This is a genomic window from Cellulophaga fucicola (assembly GCF_900119145.1).
GTDB lineage: Bacteria > Bacteroidota > Bacteroidia > Flavobacteriales > Flavobacteriaceae > Cellulophaga > Cellulophaga fucicola.
Genome location: NZ_FPIY01000003.1, coordinates 344,898 through 365,631, shown reverse-complemented (window position 1 = coordinate 365,631; position 20,734 = coordinate 344,898). Strand labels below are relative to the sequence as shown.

Annotated in this window: 14 protein-coding genes; 4 read left to right on the top strand and 10 right to left on the bottom strand. The window is 31.6% G+C overall.

What is annotated here, in order from left to right:
- Positions 1–28: 28 nt before the first annotated feature.
- From BT107_RS12220 to BT107_RS12180, 9 genes are all read right to left on the bottom strand, one after another.
- Entirely contained in the window at positions 29–454 is a 426-nt protein-coding gene (locus BT107_RS12220) for a hypothetical protein (protein WP_072304095.1), read from the bottom strand.
- Positions 451–849 (bottom strand): hypothetical protein, encoded by a 399-nt coding sequence (locus BT107_RS12215; protein WP_072304094.1) that lies wholly within the window; start codon positions 847–849, stop codon positions 451–453. The genes BT107_RS12220 and BT107_RS12215 overlap by 4 nt, the downstream gene beginning before the upstream one ends.
- A gap of 184 nt (positions 850–1,033) precedes the next feature.
- Positions 1,034–1,732, bottom strand: coding sequence for a DUF6891 domain-containing protein (locus BT107_RS12210; protein ID WP_072304093.1), 699 nt, complete (start codon positions 1,730–1,732; stop codon positions 1,034–1,036).
- A gap of 134 nt (positions 1,733–1,866) precedes the next feature.
- Positions 1,867–2,373 (bottom strand): OmpH/Skp family outer membrane protein, encoded by a 507-nt coding sequence (locus BT107_RS12205; RefSeq protein ID WP_072304092.1) that lies wholly within the window; start codon positions 2,371–2,373, stop codon positions 1,867–1,869.
- 363 nt (positions 2,374–2,736) lie between these two features.
- Positions 2,737–3,564 (bottom strand): class I SAM-dependent methyltransferase, encoded by an 828-nt coding sequence (locus tag BT107_RS12200; protein WP_072304091.1) that lies wholly within the window; start codon positions 3,562–3,564, stop codon positions 2,737–2,739.
- The gene (locus BT107_RS12195; RefSeq protein WP_072304090.1) at positions 3,542–4,102 is read right to left on the bottom strand and encodes a hypothetical protein; all 561 of its coding nucleotides are present in this window, start codon (positions 4,100–4,102) and stop codon (positions 3,542–3,544) included. Before BT107_RS12195 ends, BT107_RS12200 begins: the two co-directional genes overlap by 23 nt.
- Positions 4,103–5,441: 1,339 nt before the next feature.
- A complete protein-coding gene (gene mnmG / locus BT107_RS12190; protein ID WP_072304089.1) occupies positions 5,442–7,310 on the bottom strand; it encodes a tRNA uridine-5-carboxymethylaminomethyl(34) synthesis enzyme MnmG in 1,869 nt (622 codons plus the stop codon).
- Positions 7,311–7,314: 4 nt separating this feature from the next.
- Positions 7,315–7,734 carry an rRNA maturation RNase YbeY gene (ybeY, locus tag BT107_RS12185; RefSeq protein ID WP_072304088.1) on the bottom strand — a complete coding sequence of 140 codons (420 nt, stop codon included), beginning with the start codon at positions 7,732–7,734 and terminating at the stop codon, positions 7,315–7,317.
- Entirely contained in the window at positions 7,727–11,107 is a 3,381-nt protein-coding gene (locus BT107_RS12180; RefSeq protein ID WP_244543122.1) for a hypothetical protein, read from the bottom strand. The genes ybeY and BT107_RS12180 overlap by 8 nt, the downstream gene beginning before the upstream one ends.
- Before the next feature lie 208 nt (positions 11,108–11,315).
- Between BT107_RS12180 and gltX the strand changes: the two genes are divergently transcribed.
- Positions 11,316–12,827, top strand: a complete 1,512-nt coding sequence (gene gltX, locus BT107_RS12175; protein ID WP_072304086.1) for a glutamate--tRNA ligase — start codon at positions 11,316–11,318, stop codon at positions 12,825–12,827.
- A 149-nt stretch (positions 12,828–12,976) separates the two neighbouring features.
- A complete protein-coding gene (locus BT107_RS12170; RefSeq protein WP_072304085.1) occupies positions 12,977–13,930 on the top strand; it encodes an SPFH domain-containing protein in 954 nt (317 codons plus the stop codon).
- 280 nt (positions 13,931–14,210) lie between these two features.
- On the opposite strand, the gene BT107_RS12165 is transcribed toward BT107_RS12170, so the two are convergent.
- Entirely contained in the window at positions 14,211–15,896 is a 1,686-nt protein-coding gene (locus BT107_RS12165) for a glutamine--tRNA ligase/YqeY domain fusion protein (protein ID WP_072304084.1), read from the bottom strand.
- A gap of 255 nt (positions 15,897–16,151) precedes the next feature.
- Between BT107_RS12165 and BT107_RS12160 the strand changes: the two genes are divergently transcribed.
- Together BT107_RS12160 and BT107_RS12155 are read left to right on the top strand one after the other, a co-directional pair.
- A complete protein-coding gene (locus tag BT107_RS12160; protein WP_072304083.1) occupies positions 16,152–18,407 on the top strand; it encodes a T9SS type B sorting domain-containing protein in 2,256 nt (751 codons plus the stop codon).
- A 6-nt stretch (positions 18,408–18,413) separates the two neighbouring features.
- Positions 18,414–20,561: a PorP/SprF family type IX secretion system membrane protein gene (locus tag BT107_RS12155; RefSeq protein ID WP_072304082.1), complete on the top strand. Its 2,148-nt coding sequence runs from the start codon at positions 18,414–18,416 to the stop codon at positions 20,559–20,561.
- The last annotated feature ends 173 nt before the right edge of the window (positions 20,562–20,734 follow it).

Genomic DNA, 20,734 nt, shown 5'->3' with positions numbered 1-20,734 from the left:
AGTGGTTAATTTAAGCTTAAATAAAAGATTACTGACTAACTGCAAAAGGATATTTTTCTGCTGGCAAGTCTAAAGTTGCTAATACTTTATCTAAGCTTTTAAGAGATTTTTCTTCTACATCTTTACTATAAACAACCAACTCGGACTTTGCAGTTTTTATAATATACTGATCATCTGTTTTTCTTAAATAACTTATATCTTCTAATGCTGTTTTTTTACGAAAAAAATTTCTTTCTTTTATAATACCATTGTCTATAGACAGGTAATAATTGGTAGATTTTAGTATGCATTTTATAAACCAAATAATAGCTATAATTAGTAAAATAAAGCCAATCCACTTTATAGAATCACTTTTTATAGTAAGATATACCGATTTGTATAATGCATAAATAACAAACAAAAATGAGAATAGAATATTGGTACGTACCTTTTTTTTAGTGTATCTGATTTTCATAAAGCCAGCTTTAAATTATTGTTTGTTGAATTAGTAAGCTCTGATTTCTTATGCTTTTGAGAAACTAATTTTAATAGTTTATTTTGAAATTCCTCATTAACTTTATTACTTTTCTTCAACTCTGACAAAATATAATAATCATAATCAACCCTATTAATTGTATTATAAATTGTTGAAGCAACAAAAAACAAGGAAATACCCAAAGAAATATAGGTCAATATTGTATTTCGTCTTCCTAATTTTATGTTCTCTTTTTGTTGATATTCCAATAAAGATAATAGCTCTTTATTATTCTCTATTAGAAGTTCATTTTGAGTGCTTATTTTCTCATAAACATCAGATAAACCTACATCAGACCAAGCTAGATCATCATTATTCAAAGGCTCTAAATTCATCTTTGTTGGTATGTTATTAAATCAATTAAAAAATAAATCTTGGGGGAAAGAATTGCTTCTCAAATATAACAGATAATCGCAATAAAAAATTACGGAAATACGTAAAAAGCTAAAAACAAGACAGTTTTTACCTACGTTGTTTTCAGCTTAAAAATAAAATAATTATTGTTTTACACTATAAACACTAGTGTTTCCATAATTTCCAGAAGGATTTTTGGGTAGTTTTAGTTGTGGTAGTATCAAGCTTATTTTTTGGTGCGTGATGTTCTTCTATAATAGAAAAAACACGGCTGTAGTTGTAGTCTACACCATCGTACACTTTTTGCCACGTAATGTTTTTAATTTCTATTCTAGTGTCTATAAATCCGTTCCAAGACACTGTAAAGCCATTTTCTCTTAATAGGGTAACAATTCTGTTTGCTACGGCTTCTGCTGCACTATCTGTTGGTTCTATACTATCATATCCAATATAAAGCATTCCGTCTTCTCCTAGCGCTCTCTGTAAGTCTTGAGCGTGGTAATAGCAATACCCTTTTGCTATTATGCCAATAGCGCCTAGTTCGTCTACTATTTCTCTACAATCGTCCTGGGCATCTTGCCTGGTGTAGCCAGCTTTATGTAGGCTTACTATTTTTTCTTTGTTTAGTTGGTCAAAAACAGATACAAGTCTTGTAAATATGGTTTGCTTGTTCCAGCTAGTACTATTGTTTTTATGCGCTACAAATTGTTTGTTTATTTCTTTGGTAAGCCAATCGTCATCAAAATCTTCTGCATCGTAAAATGCATCGCTTATACTATTAAATATTTCTTCTTCACTATAAAAACCAAACAGAACATCTTCCTTGATCATCTCTAATGCTTCTGTCTTTATTTCTTGAGTCATACAATTGTTTTAGTAGCGCTTTTACGCGAGTGTACAAATTATAGAACTATAAATATAGATTTTTTAATTTAGAGGTAAAAACAAAAAAGCCCCAGCAAATGCTGAGACTCTTAATATGTGTTACTTACAAGTTATTATTTCTTGTAGTTATCATTTAAGATCTTAGTAATTTCATCAGTAAGGTCATCTGCTTCTGATCCGTATAATACGCTACCACCGTCTCCACCACCAAAGATGTAAGAGAAACCGTTTGTTGTACCATATGCTTTAATCTCTCTTTTTACTTTAGCAACTAAGCTATCCATTTCTGTTTGGCTGGTTACTTGTAATTGCTTTTCTTCTGCTTGCAACTGTTGACCAATACGCTGGCTCATTTGCTGTAACATACCGTACTCTTCTTGTGCTTTAGCCTGTGCCATTTTCTGAGCCTTTACTTGGAAAGCTTGTGCTTCCATCTGAAAAGCTTGCTGTACGCTATCTCTTTTTTTACCAAAAGCTTCAATCTTAGCTTTAAACTTAGTTTCAAGATCTACTTTCTCTTTATAATCGTTCATTAGTTTTACGTTATCTACGTAACCCATTTTACTTTGTTGGCATCCTACTAAACCGATGAATGCAAGTGCAAAAATAATTTTTTTCATTTCTAGGTTTTTAATATAAAACTTCCGAACCGACGGAAAGTCAAAATTTAAGTTGAGCAAAAATAGAAAAGTTTTTTAATCTTCAACAAAAACAGATGTTAGTTTTAAAATTGATTGAAATTTAGTTTTTAGTCTTTTTCTAAAAAAACATCATTTTAGAAACTATAATGAAAATAGATAGAAAACAGCTATTTAAATCAATAAAAACTATAATCAATAAAAACTATTAATATAAACATATTAAATAGTTAAAAACTATCAAAAACAGCTTTCATAAATAACTTTTAATCAATTAAAAAAGAAAAAAGGGCTTATTACTCGCTGCAAGCACTAAACCCTTCTTAAATAGCTTTAAAATACGTTTTAGCTCTTTTTTAGGATGTATATGATAGAAGAATGTTCGTTAGTCTTCATCGCAGATATATTAGAACGTAATCCTCTATAAAATGCTGTTAGCATATTCTGGTTTCCGGTTTTGTATCTTTCAGATAATAGCGAAACATAAAATGCATCAAACAACATTGGCTTGGTTTGTACCAGTTTCATATTATGTTTTGCAAAAATCTTTTTTATTGCTGTTTTAGAAAAATGCCACAAATGTCTAGGGACATCATAAGCAGCCCAAAATTCTTTATAGTGTTTGGCATCGTAACTATTAAAATTAGGAACAGCTATAATTAAAGTTCCGTCTTCAGTTAATTTAGATTCTAGTGTTTTTATTTGTTCATCCAAATTTGGCAAATGTTCTAAAACGTGCCAAAGCGTAATTACGTTATATTTTTTTTCTGGTAAAGTTTCTAAACTGCTAAAAAGCTCTAAACCTTTTTGTGTTGCTTTTTCTCTTGCAGATGTACTTGGCTCTACACCATCGCAAATCCATTTATTATTTTTGGCTGTAATTAAAAAGTCGCCAGTACCTGCACCAACATCTAATAATGTTTTTTCTCCTTTTGTAAACTTGGTTAAGATTTGTATCTTTTTCTGTAAACTATAATTTTTTACAGTTTGGTACATTTTGTCTACAACTGTTTTTTTAGAATCTGTATGAGAGATATAATCATCGCTCTCGTAATACACTCCTAAATTTTTTGGTTGCGGATCTGTAACCAACATATCTAAATCTGCATTATAGTTTAATGTAAACTCTTCTTGAGTTACAGAGTGGTCTTTAGTTTTTAAATAAAACTTCATTGTAATTGTGCGTAGCTAAATATTCTTTCTTTAAAGCACGAAGATAGTTTAAAACTAAAGGACGTGAAAGTGATTTTTTATCCAAGCAATCTTTTCCGCTTTCATCATAAGCGTTAATAGCAATATAATAATTACCATCTATACGCAATTTAGGCTGCTCATTAAAAAAATCAGAAGGATTGTTCTCTGAACCTATAGCTCTATTTGCAAGAACACCTAGAGTAGGAGAAAGTATGTCTATACTCTTATCTTTCTTTTCTACTTCGTAAAACGAAAAATAATAAGGTGTGTTATTTATAAAAAAAGGAACATTGTCAAAAACATCTGCATTGTATAACTGAAACTTTGTGTTTATATAATTATAAAATTCACTTTCGTTTTTTGGATCTTCAAAAACAAAAACTCGCTGTTTGGGTAAACCTCTCTTAAAAGTTTTGCCTTTGGTAATTTTGTAATCTTCAATATTGGGAGCAACACGCAAAGGAATACAAGATTGAAAAAAAATTAAAACTACAACAACAACAAATACGTTTTTCATTTTACGTTTTTTAGAATGAATTTATTTTTTAATAGCAACAAAAATTAAACCAAGAATTATTTAGAAAGTAGAAAGTAGAAAGTAGAAAGTAGAAAGTAGAAAGTAGAAAGTAGAAAGTAGAAAGTAGAAAGTAGAAAGTAGAAAGTAGAAAGTAGAAAGTAGAAAGTAGAAAGTAGAAAGTAGAAAAATTAAATTATCAGAAATACAAATCAAAATTAAATTGCAAAAAAATGAAACATAAATAACAGCACTTTTTTAGACACTACCCTACTAATTCAAGTTTAAAAAATAGTACCTCTTTTATATTTTTTAGGGCGATAAAAAAGACGATAACAGAAAATTAAAAGTTAGACAAACAATGAATTTTTAAATCGAGTTTAGAAATTTAAATGAAGTAAAATTTAAATATAAAACTGAAACAAAAACTTGAATTAAAGTTTACAAAACAAAAATGAAAAGCTTAAAAAAATGAATCACAAAACATACACATAATTTTGTTTCAGAAATTAATTCTCAAGAAAAATGAAATAAAAAAAAGTATTAAAAAAATGAAATTCTAAAAACCAAAAAAGAATAGAAACTGAAGAATAAATTCATTTTAAAAAAACATTAAAAATGAAAAATTGTAGACAAAAACAGATTTATAAAAATGATAAATTTCAAGAATTAAAAAATGAGATTTTAAGAAAAAATAAAAATTAAAAAAGCACCTAAGAACAAAAATTAATTGAAATAAAATTGAAAAAATAAGACTCAAAAAAAATGAAAATAATTCCTCTTTTAAAATTTAAATTGAGTGCAAAAAAAAAATAAAAAATTAAGAAAAATTACTACAGTGTTTTTGACCTAAAATTTTTGAATATTTAATTCAAAAATACGAGAAGAAAAATGAAAAACAAAAATCAACTTTTTCACTTTTAAATTAAAAACAGGAGTCTAAAAAAACTACAAAAAAGGAGCCCTAAAATTTAAAACCAAAATTAGATTTAAAATAGAAATTGAAAAATTCTTAATAAAAAAAATGGTCTGCTAAAAAAAACTTAAAAAGGCAAAAAGTAAATTTCAAAGAATTAGATTTTAAAAGACAAACTACAAACATTATCTAAAGAACAAAATCTAAAATAGAAAGAGTAAAAAAATAAGCTACAAAAAATAAATGGAGATCAGTTTTAAAACAAAAACTCAAAAGATAAACTTGTATAAAGGAGACAATAAAAAGATCTACACAACCGTTTTATAGATGTGAAAAAATAGCGCAACCAAGACATACCAAAAAACAAAAAAACCCAATTGTTCCACGTGGAACAATTGGGTAAATTCTTTATTATATAAACTTAAGTTACCTGCCCATAAAAACAAGTAACACACTAATGTCACTAGGCGAAACACCACTAATTCTAGATGCTTGCGATATAGTTACAGGCCTTATAGCTTCTAACTTTTCACGTGCTTCGTAAGACAATGACTTTAATAATCTATAATCAAAATTCTCTGGAATTTTAATATTCTCTAGGCGCTGTAGCTTATCTGCATTGTTCTTTTCTTTAGCAATGTAACCTGAATATTTAACCTGAATTTCGGTCTGCTCCATTACCTCTCCATCTATATTTTCCTTCTCTATAAAGTCTGCTACAGACTTTAAATTACGCATGTGATCCATAGTGACATTTGGCCTAGAAAAGCTCTTAAACATCTTGTGAGATTGTTTAACAGGAGCCGAATTTACAGATTCTAAAATAGGATTTATATCCTCTGGAACAACACTTGTCTCTCTAAAAAAGTTTACAAAAGCATCAGATTTTTTAAGCTTTTCTTCCATTCTTTTTAGACGAGAATCAGAAGCTAAACCAATTTTATGGCCCATTGGAGTAAGCCTAATATCAGCATTATCTTGTCTTAATAATGTTCTATATTCTGCTCTAGAAGTAAACATTCTGTATGGCTCTTCTGTACCTTTTGTAATTAAATCATCTATTAAAACACCTATGTAAGCCTCGTCCCTATTTAGTATTAAAGGGCTTTCTTCTTTCACTTTTAAGTGCGCATTTATACCTGCCATTAGACCTTGACTTGCTGCTTCCTCGTACCCAGTTGTGCCATTAATTTGACCAGCAAAATACAAGTTATTTATAAGCTTAGTTTCTAATGTATGCTTTAATTGTGTAGGCGGAAAATAATCGTATTCTATAGCATAACCAGGTCTAAAAAACTTCACATTTTCGAACCCAACTACAGAACGTAAAGCCTTAAATTGAACGTCTTCTGGTAGCGATGTAGAGAAGCCATTTACATAAACTTCAACCGTATCCCACCCCTCTGGCTCAACAAATAATTGGTGCTTATCCTTGTCTGCAAACCTATTAATTTTATCCTCAATTGACGGACAATATCTTGGTCCAAGACTTTTAATTCTACCATTAAACATAGGAGATCTATCAAAACCTTCACGCAATAAATCGTGTACTAAAGTACTCGTATGCGTCATATGACAATCTCTTTGATGAGATAAAGCTTTGGTATTTGTATAGCTAAATTTCTCTGGAATTTCATCCCCAGGCTGCACTATCATTTTAGAATAATCTAGTGATCTACCATCTACTCTAGGAGGTGTTCCGGTCTTCATTCTACCACTTTCAAAACCTAAATCTACTAGTTGTTCTGTGATACCTGTAGCTGCTTTTTCACCTGCTCTACCACCTCCTAATTGGCGCTCTCCTATATGAATTAATCCATTTAAAAAGGTGCCATTTGTAAGTACAACAGACTTAGATCTTATCTCTATTCCTAAAGAAGTTTTAACTCCGCATACCTTTTCTCCTTCTATAATTAAGCCAGAAACCATCTCTTGATAGAAGTCAACTTTAGGTGTTCGCTCTAGTGCTAAACGCCATTCTTCAGCAAAACGCATACGGTCATTTTGTGTTCTAGGACTCCACATTGCAGGTCCTTTAGACTTGTTAAGCATCTTAAATTGTATGGCAGATTTATCAGAAATAATTCCACTATACCCACCTAACGCATCAATTTCTCTTACTATTTGCCCTTTAGCAATACCGCCCATAGCAGGGTTACAGGACATTTGTCCAATAGTTTGCAGGTTCATAGTAACCAAGAGGGTTTTAGAACCCAGGTTAGCTGCAGCAGCTGCTGCTTCAGCACCAGCGTGACCGGCACCTACTACAATAACATCGTATTCTTTATCAAACATAACTTTAATGTTCCACGTGGAACAATTTAATTTTTTCTTCTTCTTTACTTCTCATTAAAGCAGCTTCTTCTGTAGATTTATCTTTAAAACCACATAAATGTAGTATGCCGTGAGCCATAACTCTAAGCAATTCTTGACTAAAATCTACCTTAAAATCTACTGCATTCTCTTTAACTCTGTCTACTGAAATGTAGATATCTGACCCAATTAGCTTACCATCTGTATAGTCAAAAGTGATGATATCTGTATAGGTATCGTGATCTAAGTACTGCTGATTGATGTTTAAAAGGTAAGCATCATCACAAAAAATGTAATTAATATCACCTACTAAATGCTCCTCAGAAGCTATAATCCTATTAATCCAATCGATATACTTGGTATTATCTTCTAGACTAAATTCTGTTTCATAATGAAAATCAATCATTTGTTTTAAAATAACGTTGCACTTTATTTTGGAAAATTTGCTGCAAAGGTAGTGCTTGTCTATTTAAAATTTCTATTTCGTTACGATAATTCTCCAATGCTTCAGGCTTAGTCGTAATAGGATTCTTAAACTTATTTTTAGCCTTATTAGCTTCTCTTGTACTCTTTTCTCCTTGCTTTAAGGAAGCATTCTCTAACTTTAGAAGTTGGTGTTGTATGTTATTAGCCTTGTCTTGGGTCCTATTAGTTATACCATTTTCTAGTAAATCGTTCTCAAAATCTTCCATTTGTTGTAACAATTTCTTAGCTAAATCCTTGTCTTCTTTAGCAATCATATCATTTAATTGCTTCTCTAACTCCTGTCTAATTGTTTGTTGTTGTTTGTAAATTTCGAAGATTTCTTGTAATTCTTCCTCAGATTGGCCACCTAGTTGACCACCTTTTCCTTCTCCATTTTCACCTTTAGAACCAGCTTTACCTCCTTCACCATTTTCACCAGACTCACCCTTTTTTCCACCTTTACCTTCTTTACCCTGCTCACCAGATTTACCTTTTTCACCCTCAGAACCGGGTTTTCCTTCCGCTCCTTTTTCTCCTTCACCAGGCTTTTTGCCTTCAGAAGATTTAGATTTACCTTGTTCACCCATCTTCTTTTTAAGGCTATTTTGAGCTTTAATTATATCTGGTAGCTGAAAACCCTGACCCTTTCCCTGACCTTTACCTGCACCAGATTTCATACTCTGGTTCATATTGTCAAGTAAATTAGCTAAAAAATCTGCCAAACTATTAGATGCGTTAAGTACATACTTTTGGTTAGCAGTAGCCAAGAAAGACCTGTTTTCTGCAAGTTGTTCAAGAGATTTATCAAGGTTATAATACACTTCTGTAATGTCTTTATTCACCTGTTCAGATATCTCCGCCTGACGTAAAGACAAAGCAAAAATGCTATCATCTACGTGTTCAAACATTGTTCTTAACTCCTTTTGACGCTTAATAGTTGTAGAAAACTTAGAAACATCTTCATCTCTAGAACTAATATCTTGGTATAATTGTTCTTGCTTAAAAGAAAAAATAACTAAATTTTCCAGGATTTGACGCAACATTTCAGCATCCTCAGTAATAGATTCTCCACTACCCCCAGATGCAGATTGTTGCATTTTATCACTCATTTGCTTCATTTTCTCTGCAGCAGATTTCTGTTTTTTAGCAGCTTTACTGTCAGATTTGCTATCAGATTTAGAAGAATTATCACTCCCCTGCTCCTTATTTAACTCCTCTAAAGCATCATTCTGGTCTTGTTTAACGTCATCTTCTTTGGCTTTATCAGAATTAATATCTAGTGGTTTTTGTAGTTTTTGGTTATCTTTTTTAAGTTCCTCTAGCTCTTTAGTAAACTCATCAAACTTCTTATTAAGTTTTTCTTGTTCCTTTTTTTCAAAATCTTGATCTTGATTAAGCTTAGAAAGCAATTCTTGTTTCTCAGCTAACTTCTCTAAATCTTGGCCTAATTGAGCTAATTTTTCAGTTACATAGTACTTTTTAGTAAGTTCCAGTAACTGTTCTAAGTTACGCTCACTGTTTTTTTGGCTCTTAGCAAGCTCTTCCAAACGCTTTGTTAATTCAGATTTATTAATTTTATCAGCTACTTTATTCAACTCTTCAAGCAGTTTCTGATTCTTTTTTGCTTCTTTTTCCTGACGCTCTAGCCTTTCTTGTAATAATTTATTCTGTTTATCTTCTGTATTATTCTTATCTAAATTTTCTTTTAACTGCTTGCTAAACTTCTCCATCATCTGTTCTTGCTGAACTTGTTTTTGCAAATAGTCTTTAACTTCAGACTGTTCGGTATAATTTAAAGTAGCTTTCTCTTTTTGCTTGGTATTTATGTCATCTAATTTCTCTTTCTGTTCCTTAAACTTCTCTAAGGAATTATCTAAGTTGTCTAACAGCTGTTGTTGTTGCTTTAAATCGTTGTTTTTAAGGGCATTATCATCTAGTAAAACAGTGCTAAATACCTGACTTTTAATACTTTTACCATTATGAATAGCGTCATTGTCTGTAGCTACAAAGTAGAAATTGTAGTTTGTATTTGATTCTAAATTTAGTCCAGAAGGAAAGGTATAATAGAACTGAGCAACGTTACTTTTGGGAACATTTAATGTAATACTTTGTTTATTATTAGGGTTGTTTTCTGGATAACAAACTAATTTTATACTTATTAGTTTATTATCATCAGATGCATTACCGGCATAATACAAAACATTTGGATTAAGAGAGTCCTTAACCTGTGTAACATTAATAGTTGGGTTTGCGTCTTTTAAAACATTGAAACGGTATCCAAGTTTTTCAAAATTAGTAACATTCTGGTTAGATGTACCTATTATATAATCTAGATTATTGTAAACTTTTTTAGATAATTGATAACTGTCATCAGCTTTAGAAAATAAAATCGTTGTGTCTTTTGTTTCTAATGATATAGTGCTAATATGCTCTCCCTTAATAAACCAACTAACATTTGTACCCTCTGGAAACGTGGCATTACCAGTACTTTTTAAGACTTCAGGTTTACGGTTTAAATAGCTTGGGTACGTTAATTTAAGGCTAAAATCTTCTAATAACGGAACAGCCAATACTTCTAAATTATACTGTTTAGAAGTTACATTGTTAGCTTTAAAGTAAAAAGAAACACTTTTACTAGGAGCAGCAAAGGTATACTCAAAAAATCCGTTATTTTCTTGTAAAAAAAGTTCCTTATCATCTATAACAATAGCAACGTTTTCTGGTTTAACCTCTCCTTTAGTACTTAATTGTAACGTAATACTTTCTCCTTTTAAAACAGTTAGCTTGGTATTGTTTAAGAAAAAAGAAAAAGGTGCTGGTTGCTCAAAGGCCATTTTATAGTTAACTACCCTATCATAAGAACCAAAAAAAGAACTTAAGTTACCTGATAACCAAATAAGTACCATTAATAAAACAGGTATAGCTAAGTATTTTAAATATTTTAAATTGTCTTTTAAATTGATAGCTTTAACAAAAGGAACTGCATCCATTGCACTAGACCGTTGTTCTATACTAGCTAAAAGAAGTTCTGACTTATTAGGATCATCCGCCAGATCTAATAAATTATACAATTTATCGCCTACCTCCGGAAAATGTTTACCTATTAATAATGAAGCTTCTTTATTAGTAATACCTTTTCTAAGCTGAAATAAATAAAAAATAGGTGTTACTATATAGGTATATAATAGGTATACTGTAACTACAATTAAACATAAAAAAAGTATTAGTCTGCCTGTAGAATTAAACCATAGCAAGTACTCTAAGCCTAATATTACTAAGAAAGTAAGTAAACCAAAGCTTAAAAAAAGAAGCAATCCTTTAAGTAACGTCTTGGCATAATACCGCTTAGTAAAGGCCCTTAATTTTATTAAAATATGGTCTAAACTATTCAAAATGGATAATATTTAATACCAAGATACCTACAGTTTAAGAAAAATTTAGAAAAAAATTGTTAAAAAGTGACTATAACACTTTAATAGGACAAATAAGTAACTGTATCTTTGCCCTTTTAATAACAAATTTATGAGTTCTAAAGTAAGAGTACGTTTTGCTCCTAGTCCTACCGGACCACTACATATTGGTGGTGTCCGTACTGCCCTATTTAACTACCTTTTTGCCAAAAAAAATGGTGGTGAATTTATTTTAAGGATAGAAGACACAGATCAAAACCGTTATGTAAAAGGTGCTGAGCAATATATAATTGACAGTTTAAACTGGTGCGGAATTGGATTTGATGAAGGTCCTGGTAAAGAAGGAAAATTTGGTCCTTACAGACAGAGCGAGCGTAAACATTTGTATAAAAAATATGCCGACGATTTAATAGAAAGTGGTAATGCATATTATGCTTTTGATTCGGCAGAAAGTTTAGATGAACACAGAAAACAACATGAAGCAGAAGGAAAAACGTTTATATACAACTGGCATAACCGTTTAAAACTAAACAACTCACTTTCTCTTACAAAAGAAGAAGTTGATGCTAAATTAGCTGCAAATGAGGCATTTGTAATTCGTTTTAAAAGTCCTGAGAATCAAAAATTAGAGTTAAAAGATATTATACGTGGTACTATTAATATAGATACTAATGTGTTAGATGATAAAGTTCTTTTTAAGAGTGATGGTATGCCTACCTATCATTTAGCAAATATTGTTGATGATCATTTAATGGAAATTACACACGTTATACGTGGCGAAGAATGGCTACCATCTTTAGCATTACATAAGCAATTGTATGATGCTTTTGGTTGGCAAGCACCAGAATTTGCACATTTACCATTAATTATGAAGCCTGTAGGTAAAGGAAAATTAAGTAAGCGTGATGGTGAAAAACTTGGTTTCCCTGTGTTTCCGCTATCATGGAACGAGTCTGTAGGATATAAAGAAGAAGGTTATTTTCCTGAAGCAGTTGTTAACTTTTTAGCACTACTTGGTTGGAACCCAGGAACTGAACAAGAATTATTTAGTTTAGAAGAGCTTATAAAGGAGTTTTCTTTAGAGCGAGTAAACAAATCTGGTGCACGTTTTGACCCAGATAAAACCAAATGGTATAATACACAATATTTACAAGCTAAATCTGATGCTGAAATAGCAAGCCTATTTATGCCTGTAGTTCTAAGTCACGTTAAAGAAAGTCACAAATTAGCAACTACAGAAACTGTAGAACGTTTGGTTGGTTTACTAAAAGAAAGAGCAACATTTGTACATGATATTTGGGATCTTGCAGACTATTTTTACATAGCTCCTACTTCTTATGCAGAAAAAGCCGTGAAAAAACAATGGAAAGAGGGTACTAAAGACATATTAAACCAATTGGTATTTGTTTTAGATTCAATAACAGACTTTAGTTCTACAAAAACAGAAACTATTGTAAAACAATGGATTACAGATAAAGAATTATCTTTTGGAAAGGTAATGCCTCCTTTTAGACTAGTACTAGTTGGTGATATGAAAGGGCCGCATGTTTTTGATATTATAGAAATACTTGGCAAAGAAGAAACAATAACAAGAATAAAGACTGCTATTGAAAGATTAGCATAGTCTACATATCAATTTATTAAAAGCTACAACCGTTTAATTACGCTTGTAGCTTTTTTTTTATAAAAATGTAACATATCCCCTATTTTACCTACATATATATGTACAGTATTTGTACATTTAAAACATAAACCTAAAAACGTAAAAAAATTATGGGAGATTATTTATTTATACCAGGACTAGTATTTTTGGTCTTTGTTATTTTTTCTGCAGCTTTCTCTGTAAAACAACAAACAGCAGCTATAATAGAAACATTTGGTAAATTTAGTAGTATTAGACAGTCTGGTCTACATTTTAAAATACCATTTATACAAAGAATTGCAGGGAGATTAAGTTTAAAAATTCAGCAATTAGATGTAATTATTGAAACAAAAACCTTAGATGATGTTTTTGTAAAATTGAAAGTTTCTGTACAATACAAAGTAATAAAAGATAAAGTCTATGATGCATTTTACAAATTAGACTATCCACATGATCAAATAACATCTTATGTATTTGATGTTGTACGTGCAGAAGTACCAAAAATGAAATTAGATGACGTTTTTGTAAAAAAAGATGATATTGCTTTGGCTGTAAAAGCTGAATTAAATGATGCTATGATGGATTATGGCTTTGATATTATTAGAACTTTAGTAACTGATATTGATCCAGATCCTCAAGTAAAAATTGCAATGAACCGTATTAATGCTGCCGATAGAGAAAAAACTGCTGCACAATATGAAGGTGATGCTGCACGTATTTTAATTGTAGAAAAAGCAAAAGCTGAAGCAGAAAGTAAGCGTTTACAAGGTCAAGGTATTGCAGATCAACGTAGAGAAATTGCTCGTGGATTAGAAGAATCTGTAGAAGTATTAAATAAAGTTGGCATAAATTCTCAAGAAGCTTCTGCCCTAATTGTTGTTACTCAGCATTATGATACTTTACAATCTATTGGTCAAGAAACAAATAGTAATTTAATATTATTACCAAATTCACCACAAGCTGGTAGCCAAATGTTAAATGACATGGTTGCATCATTTACAGCAAGTAATATGATTGGTGAAAATATGAAGAAAGCAAATAACACAGGTAAAGCTAAAAAATTAGACAAACCAAAAAATGACTAATTTTTAAGTAATAGTTTTAAAATCAAAAAAATCCGATAGAAATTAAGTTTTCTATCGGATTTTTTATGTTTTACAGTTTTCTAAGGTTTAGAACAGAAGAATACTAAAAATTGAGATCTTAAAAGGCTAAAAATTATTTTAAAGCCCGGTATTTTATCATCTAAAGTAAACTCTTATAATCACCTTTCTGTTTTTTAAAAACTCATTAAAAAGGCTTAAAAAAGGTCTTTTTTAATAGAAAATACCAATTGTTTTTCAATTAGTATCAATAAACCTTATGTTACTTTTTTTCTGCAATTTTAGCCCAAGAATCTCGTAAACCAACAGTTTTATTAAAAACTAAATTTTCAGGAGTACTATCTGTATCAATATTAAAATAACCCATTCTCTGGAACTGAAAACGATCTCCTACTTTTGCTTCTTTTAAACTTGGCTCTACAAAACCTTTTATCACTTCTAAAGAATTTGGATTTATAAATTCCATAAAATCTTTGTCTTTATGTGTATCCGGACTTTCATCTGTAAATAATCTGTCATATAATCTAATTTCAGATTCTATTGCGTGTTTTACAGAAACCCAATGTAATGTTCCTTTTACTTTACGTAAACTTTCTTCAGTACCACTTCCACTTTTACTTTTTGTATCATACGTACATTGAATCTCGGTAATATTCCCATCGGTATCTTTTGTACAAGATTCCGCTTTAATAATATAACCTCCTTTTAAACGTACCTCTCCTCCTAGTTTTAATCTAAAGAATTTTTTGTTTGCCTCTTCTTTAAAATCTGCTTTTTCAATATAAATTTCTCTAGAAAAAGGAATTTCTCTACTACCAGATTCTGGATCTTCAGGGTTATTTTCTATCTCTAACCACTCTTCTTGACCTTCTGGATAATTCGTAATTACCACTTTTACAGGGTCTAAAACACCCATAACACGAGTAGTAATTTTATTTAAATGCTCACGAACATGAAACTCTAATAAAGAAACATCTATTAAATTATCTCTTTTAGCTATACCAATTGTATCTGCAAAATTACGGATAGACTCTGGTGTAAAACCTCTTCTACGCATACCAGAAATAGTTGGCATTCTTGGATCGTCCCAAGATTTTACAACACCTTCTTGTACTAATTTTAGTAGCTTTCTTTTACTTACTATTGTATGACTAAGGTTACGTCTTGCAAATTCTCTTTGTTTAGGACGTGTTTTTTTAGAATCATAAACTTGGTCTAAAAACCAATCGTATAATTCTCTGTGCATAGCAAACTCTAATGTACAGAAAGAATGAGATACTTGCTCTAAATAATCGCTTTCTCCGTGTGTCCAATCGTACATAGGATAAATACACCAATCGGTATTTGTTCTATGGTGTGCTTTATGTAAAATACGATACATAAGAGGGTCACGCATTAGCATATTAGAAGAAGACATATCTATTTTAGCACGTAAAACGTGTTCACCTTCTTTAAAATCGCCATTTTTCATACGGTTAAAAAGATCAAGATTTTCTTCTACAGTTCTGTCTCTAAACGGACTAGCAACACCTACAGTTGTTGGTGTACCTTTTTGTTCTGCCATTGCATCTGAAGATTGGCTATCTACATATGCTTTACCTTCTCTTATAAGAAAAATTGCCCAATCGTACAACTTTTGAAAATAATCTGAAGCAAAGCACTCGTGGTCCCATTTATAGCCCAACCAAGCAACATCTTTCTTAATTGCATCTACGTATTCCTGTTCTTCTTTAGCAGGATTTGTATCGTCAAAACGCAGATTTACAGGTGCATTATAACGCAAACCAAGGCCAAAATTTAAGCAAATAGAACTAGCGTGTCCTATATGTAAATAGCCGTTAGGTTCTGGCGGAAAACGAAAACGTAAATCCTCTTTTGAGAAACCATTTTTCAGGTCTTCCTCGATAATGTGTTCTATAAAATTTAATGATTTTTCGCCTTCACTCATAGGATAAAATTAAGCGGTAAAGGTACAAAATAAGATTAATTCTAGGACTTAAAAATTCGGTCACCATACAATAACCCCATTTTCACAACATATTTAAATACTACTACAACAATAAATTTATGAACAAGTTATAAACAACCATATTTGTTTAAGCAAATTTCGCACCCGCGTTAAAATGTTTGCAGAAATTTTAAACGTTTAATCTTAATCAACTATGTCCCCAGACAATAAAATAGTTACAAAAACAAACATCTCATGAGAACAACACCTACTACAATTCTTTTGGTACTATTATTGTTAATTACCTGTTCATTTACAGCAACAGCTCAAATCTTGAATGCTCCAGAACCTATTGCCAACCCTAGTGGTAGCGGTTCTAGCGGATGGACAGCTGCCTGTGGATCGGCAAGTTTTAACTCTTACTGGGTTAATTTTACTTGGATTAATGCTCCAGCTGTAAACAGCGACAACAAATTTATTCTTGAACTGTCTGATGCCAATGGTAACTTTGGTAGCCCAGTAGCATTAGCTACTTTAGACGACAAAAACTCAACATCTGATTTTAATATACAGTTTGCTCTACCTACAGACACAAGAGGTGAGAACTATAAAATTAGGGTAAAAAGCACAAGTCCAGAGAAGGTAAGTCCTACTGCAGGCCCTTTCTCTATGTATTATGTAGATTACAATTCTCCTATTTTAATGAGCCAGGATGGTAATGGTAACATTCCATCAGGTGGTACAATAGAGGTTTGTGATGGTACTGCTATTACAATGGCTCCACATAATGTACCTAATCCAGAAACTTACCAATACAATTGGTATAAGAGTGGCACATTATTATCAGAAAAAGGACCTTCTTTAACTACTACACAAGCAGGTATGTATTCTGTACAAATAGATTACGGAACAATTTGTTCTGGTTCTGCAAGTACAGATTCTAACATCATAGAGGTAACAACAGGTACTAGTTTAGGTGTTGCACTAAATACACCATCTAAAACTAGTTTATGCTCTACAGACACAGAAACACTAACAGCAAACATATCTGGCCAAGGATTAACATATGTTTGGTATAAAGATAATGTTGCTATTACTACACCAACAGTAGATGACCATACGTATACCGTAAATGGTGCAACTGCTGGTTTTGAAGGTGATTACTCTGTAGAGATTAGTGGTACAGGAGCTTGTTTAGAGCGTTCTGCTGCAATTTCTATAACTACAGCGTCTAATGTTACACTTACTAGAGATAACGAAGCAAATCTTGTTATTTTACCTAGTAAAACAAAAACTTTACAAGTAACTAGCAGTAGTGCTGCTGTTACGTATTCTTGGTACAAAGATGGAGCTGTTATTACAGGTGAAACATCTAACACTATTACAATAAACAGTGCAGGTGAATACTTTGCACGAATTACAGATAATGGAGGTAGTTGTCCTTTTACAATTGACTCTGAGAAAACAACAGTGGTATCTCCAGTATCATTTAATATAGTTATAGACTATACTGCACCATATACTTCTTGTGAAAGCACTTCTACTACTTTAGATGCTACAACAATAGAAGCTGTTGCCGCAGATGGTACTAAAACAGATGTTACTGCAGATTTAAAAAACGAATTTACATACCAATGGAAGAAGAACAGCGTGGCTGTGTCTGGACAAACAAGCAACTCTATTGCTTTAACAGATATAACTGCTAATGGTGATTATACACTAAATGCTAGTATTGCTGGCTATAGTGCACTGGATTCTAACACATTAAATGTAAACCTATTAACATCTGAAACTGTTACAATTGCTACTAGTACTACAACTTTTTGCAACCCTAGTAACCCAGTAGTTATAAGCACAACAACAACATTAGCAGGTGAAACTTTTACTTGGTATAAAGATGGTGTTAGCTATAACACTACAGATGAAACTCTAAATAGTACTGAAACAGGAACGTTTGTTTTAGAAGTACTAAAAAATGGTTGTCCGTTACGTTCTAACGAAATTGTTATTTCTCCTTTAGATGAAGATTTAATAACATTAGACAGCTCTGACCCAGTTATCCTTGTAGAAGGACAAACTAAAACAATAACTGCAAGCGGTGGTACAAGTTACCAGTGGCTAGACGCAGCTAATGTAGAACTAAGCACAACTGCATCTGTTAATTTAACAGAAGAAGGTAGTTACACGCTTATTGCTAAGATAGACGACTGTGAAGTAATAAATCAATTCACGGTTTCATATAAAGATACTTTTAATGTTCCTAACGTAGTAACACCTAATGGAGACGGTAAAAACGATCTATGGGTATTGCCAAATTCTTATTCTAATAACCCAGATGCAACTGTTATTATTTTTAATAGTAATGGTGAGGAAATCCTAAATGAAAAGAGCTACAAAAACAATTGGCCTAGTTCATCTATGAGTTTCCCTAAGCAAAACATGGTGTTTTATTACAAGATTATTGATGGCAAAAATGGTCAAAAACAAGGGACTATAACAATCATAAGATAATTTAAAATGTTTAAGTTTAAGTACATATACTTTCTATTATTATTAACGGTGCTAACCAATGTTAGCGCCCAAGAGGTTAATCCTTATCTATCGTACGATGTTCCTTCACAGAACCTCTTAAAGTACAATAGGTTCTTAATAAACCCTACCTTTTCTACGGTAAGGGAAGATAAGTCGTACGTAAACTTATTACATAGAAACCAATCGGTAGAATTTTCAGATAACAACCAAAACTACTTTTTAAGTTATAGTGGTCGTGTTAATGACCGTGTAGGTTTAGGGGTAAGTATTTACCAACAAACTGCTGGTACATTAACAAACTATGGCGTGCTTGCTAACTACGCTTATGGCGTTAAGTTAAGCGATAAAAGTAACTTTACTTTTGGAGCAAACTTCTCTTACTACGCAAGTGGTTTAGATAAGAGTAGGGTAAATGCTGCAGATCCTGACGATCCGTTTTTAAATGGACAAACAGATAATTTATTACAATTTCAGCCAGGTGTAAACTTGTCTTATGATAAGTTTGATATTGGTTTATACGCAGAAAATTTATTTGACTACAACCTAAAATCTAATGAATCTATAACAGAATTTGCTGAAAAAACATTTTCTGGACACTTACAATATACTCATCAGTTTGATAAAACATCTGGTATTCTAGAACAAGGTAGATTAATGCCATTGGCTAGAGTTCGTATGGCGGGTGAAGAGGATATAGTTTTAGGTGGTAGTCTTATTTTAGACTTACCAAAAATAGGTTGGGCACAAGTAGGTTATGATGACCACTATGGAGCAGCAGCTGGTTTAGGTTTTAACCTTAACAAACGTTTATCTCTAGGGTATACAATGGAAAAAGGAATCTCCGGAGACCTTGATAATTTTGGACTTACACATGAGATATCATTAGCATACTCATTTACACCTAACTTAACAGAAGACCGTGTAATGTTAGAGGATGATAGTGATGAGGAATTAGCCTTAAACGATGAAGAAATAAACGAAGACGATGAGTCAAAATCTGAAAAATTTGAAGAATTAAAACAACGATTAGCAGAAAATGACCAAGTATTGGCAGAGCTAATGTACAGACAAGATTCTTTAGAAATTAATAGACAAAGAGACTTAGAAACAAGGTTTGAAAGAGTGTTACGTATGGTACGTAGCGAAACTCAAGGTAATAGACCAGATTTAGAAGAAAGAGCTAAGAAAATGTATTTTATTAATAACGATGATAATGCAGTAGCAGATAATACAACTTCTAATTCTAACAATACAATTGGGCAAGATTTAGTAGATGATTTTTCAAACACAAAAACACCAGCTACAAACTCTGGTTACCAGAGCTCAACACAAAATAATACTCCAAAAAATACTATAACTAAAGATGCTACATCAACTAACCAAGCAGTTGCAAACAATACATCTTCTAATAGTGTAACAAAAACGGCTTCATCAATAAAGAGTCGAAAGTTTAAAAACTTAGATGGCGTAGAGCAGGGTTATTATGTAATAGCCAATGTTTATAAAGGTCAAGGCTACCTTAATAAGTTTATGTCAGACCTAGAAGATAAAGGAATTACTGCAGATTACATTAAAGATCCAAAAAGTGGATTAAAGTATGTGTATTTAGAAAAATATGATACTTGGCAAGAAGCAGCAGATGCTCATAATTCTAAAATGAATGGTGCTTATACAGATACAATGTGGATAATGAATGTAGATAATAATACATCTACAGATGCTAGGTACTCTAACACAGCATATGCTAGCAATAACCAAACACAAGATAAAACAGCAATACAAGCTAAAGATGATTACAGAAATTCTAAATTTAGAAACCCAGTACAAAAAGACAATGTTGCTGGTGCTTACCCAACTCCAAAAGTTGTAAAATTTGATGGTGTAGACTCTGGATATTATATTATTGCAAATGTTTTTGCTAGTGCTAAAAATGCAAACAGTTTTGTTAGACTACTTAACAAACAAGGTTTAAATGCTAGTTACTTTATTAACCCAGAAAACAATTATAGATATGTTTATTTAAAAAAGCACGGTTCATGGAACAATGCTTTACTATCATATTATTCTAATATAAATAGCTCTTACCAAGACCGTATGTGGATCATGAGAGTTACTCCTAATCTAGTTGCGTAATGGATAAAATATTTTCAAAAATAATACTTTTTTGTGCACTGCTGCTTACTTGTATAGCATTAGCTAATACAAAAAATACCGATAAGTATACTATAAAATTCAATGACAGTATAACAACAAACAACTCAACTCAAATTAATTACTCACCAACAAACACTAAAAACATTCTATCT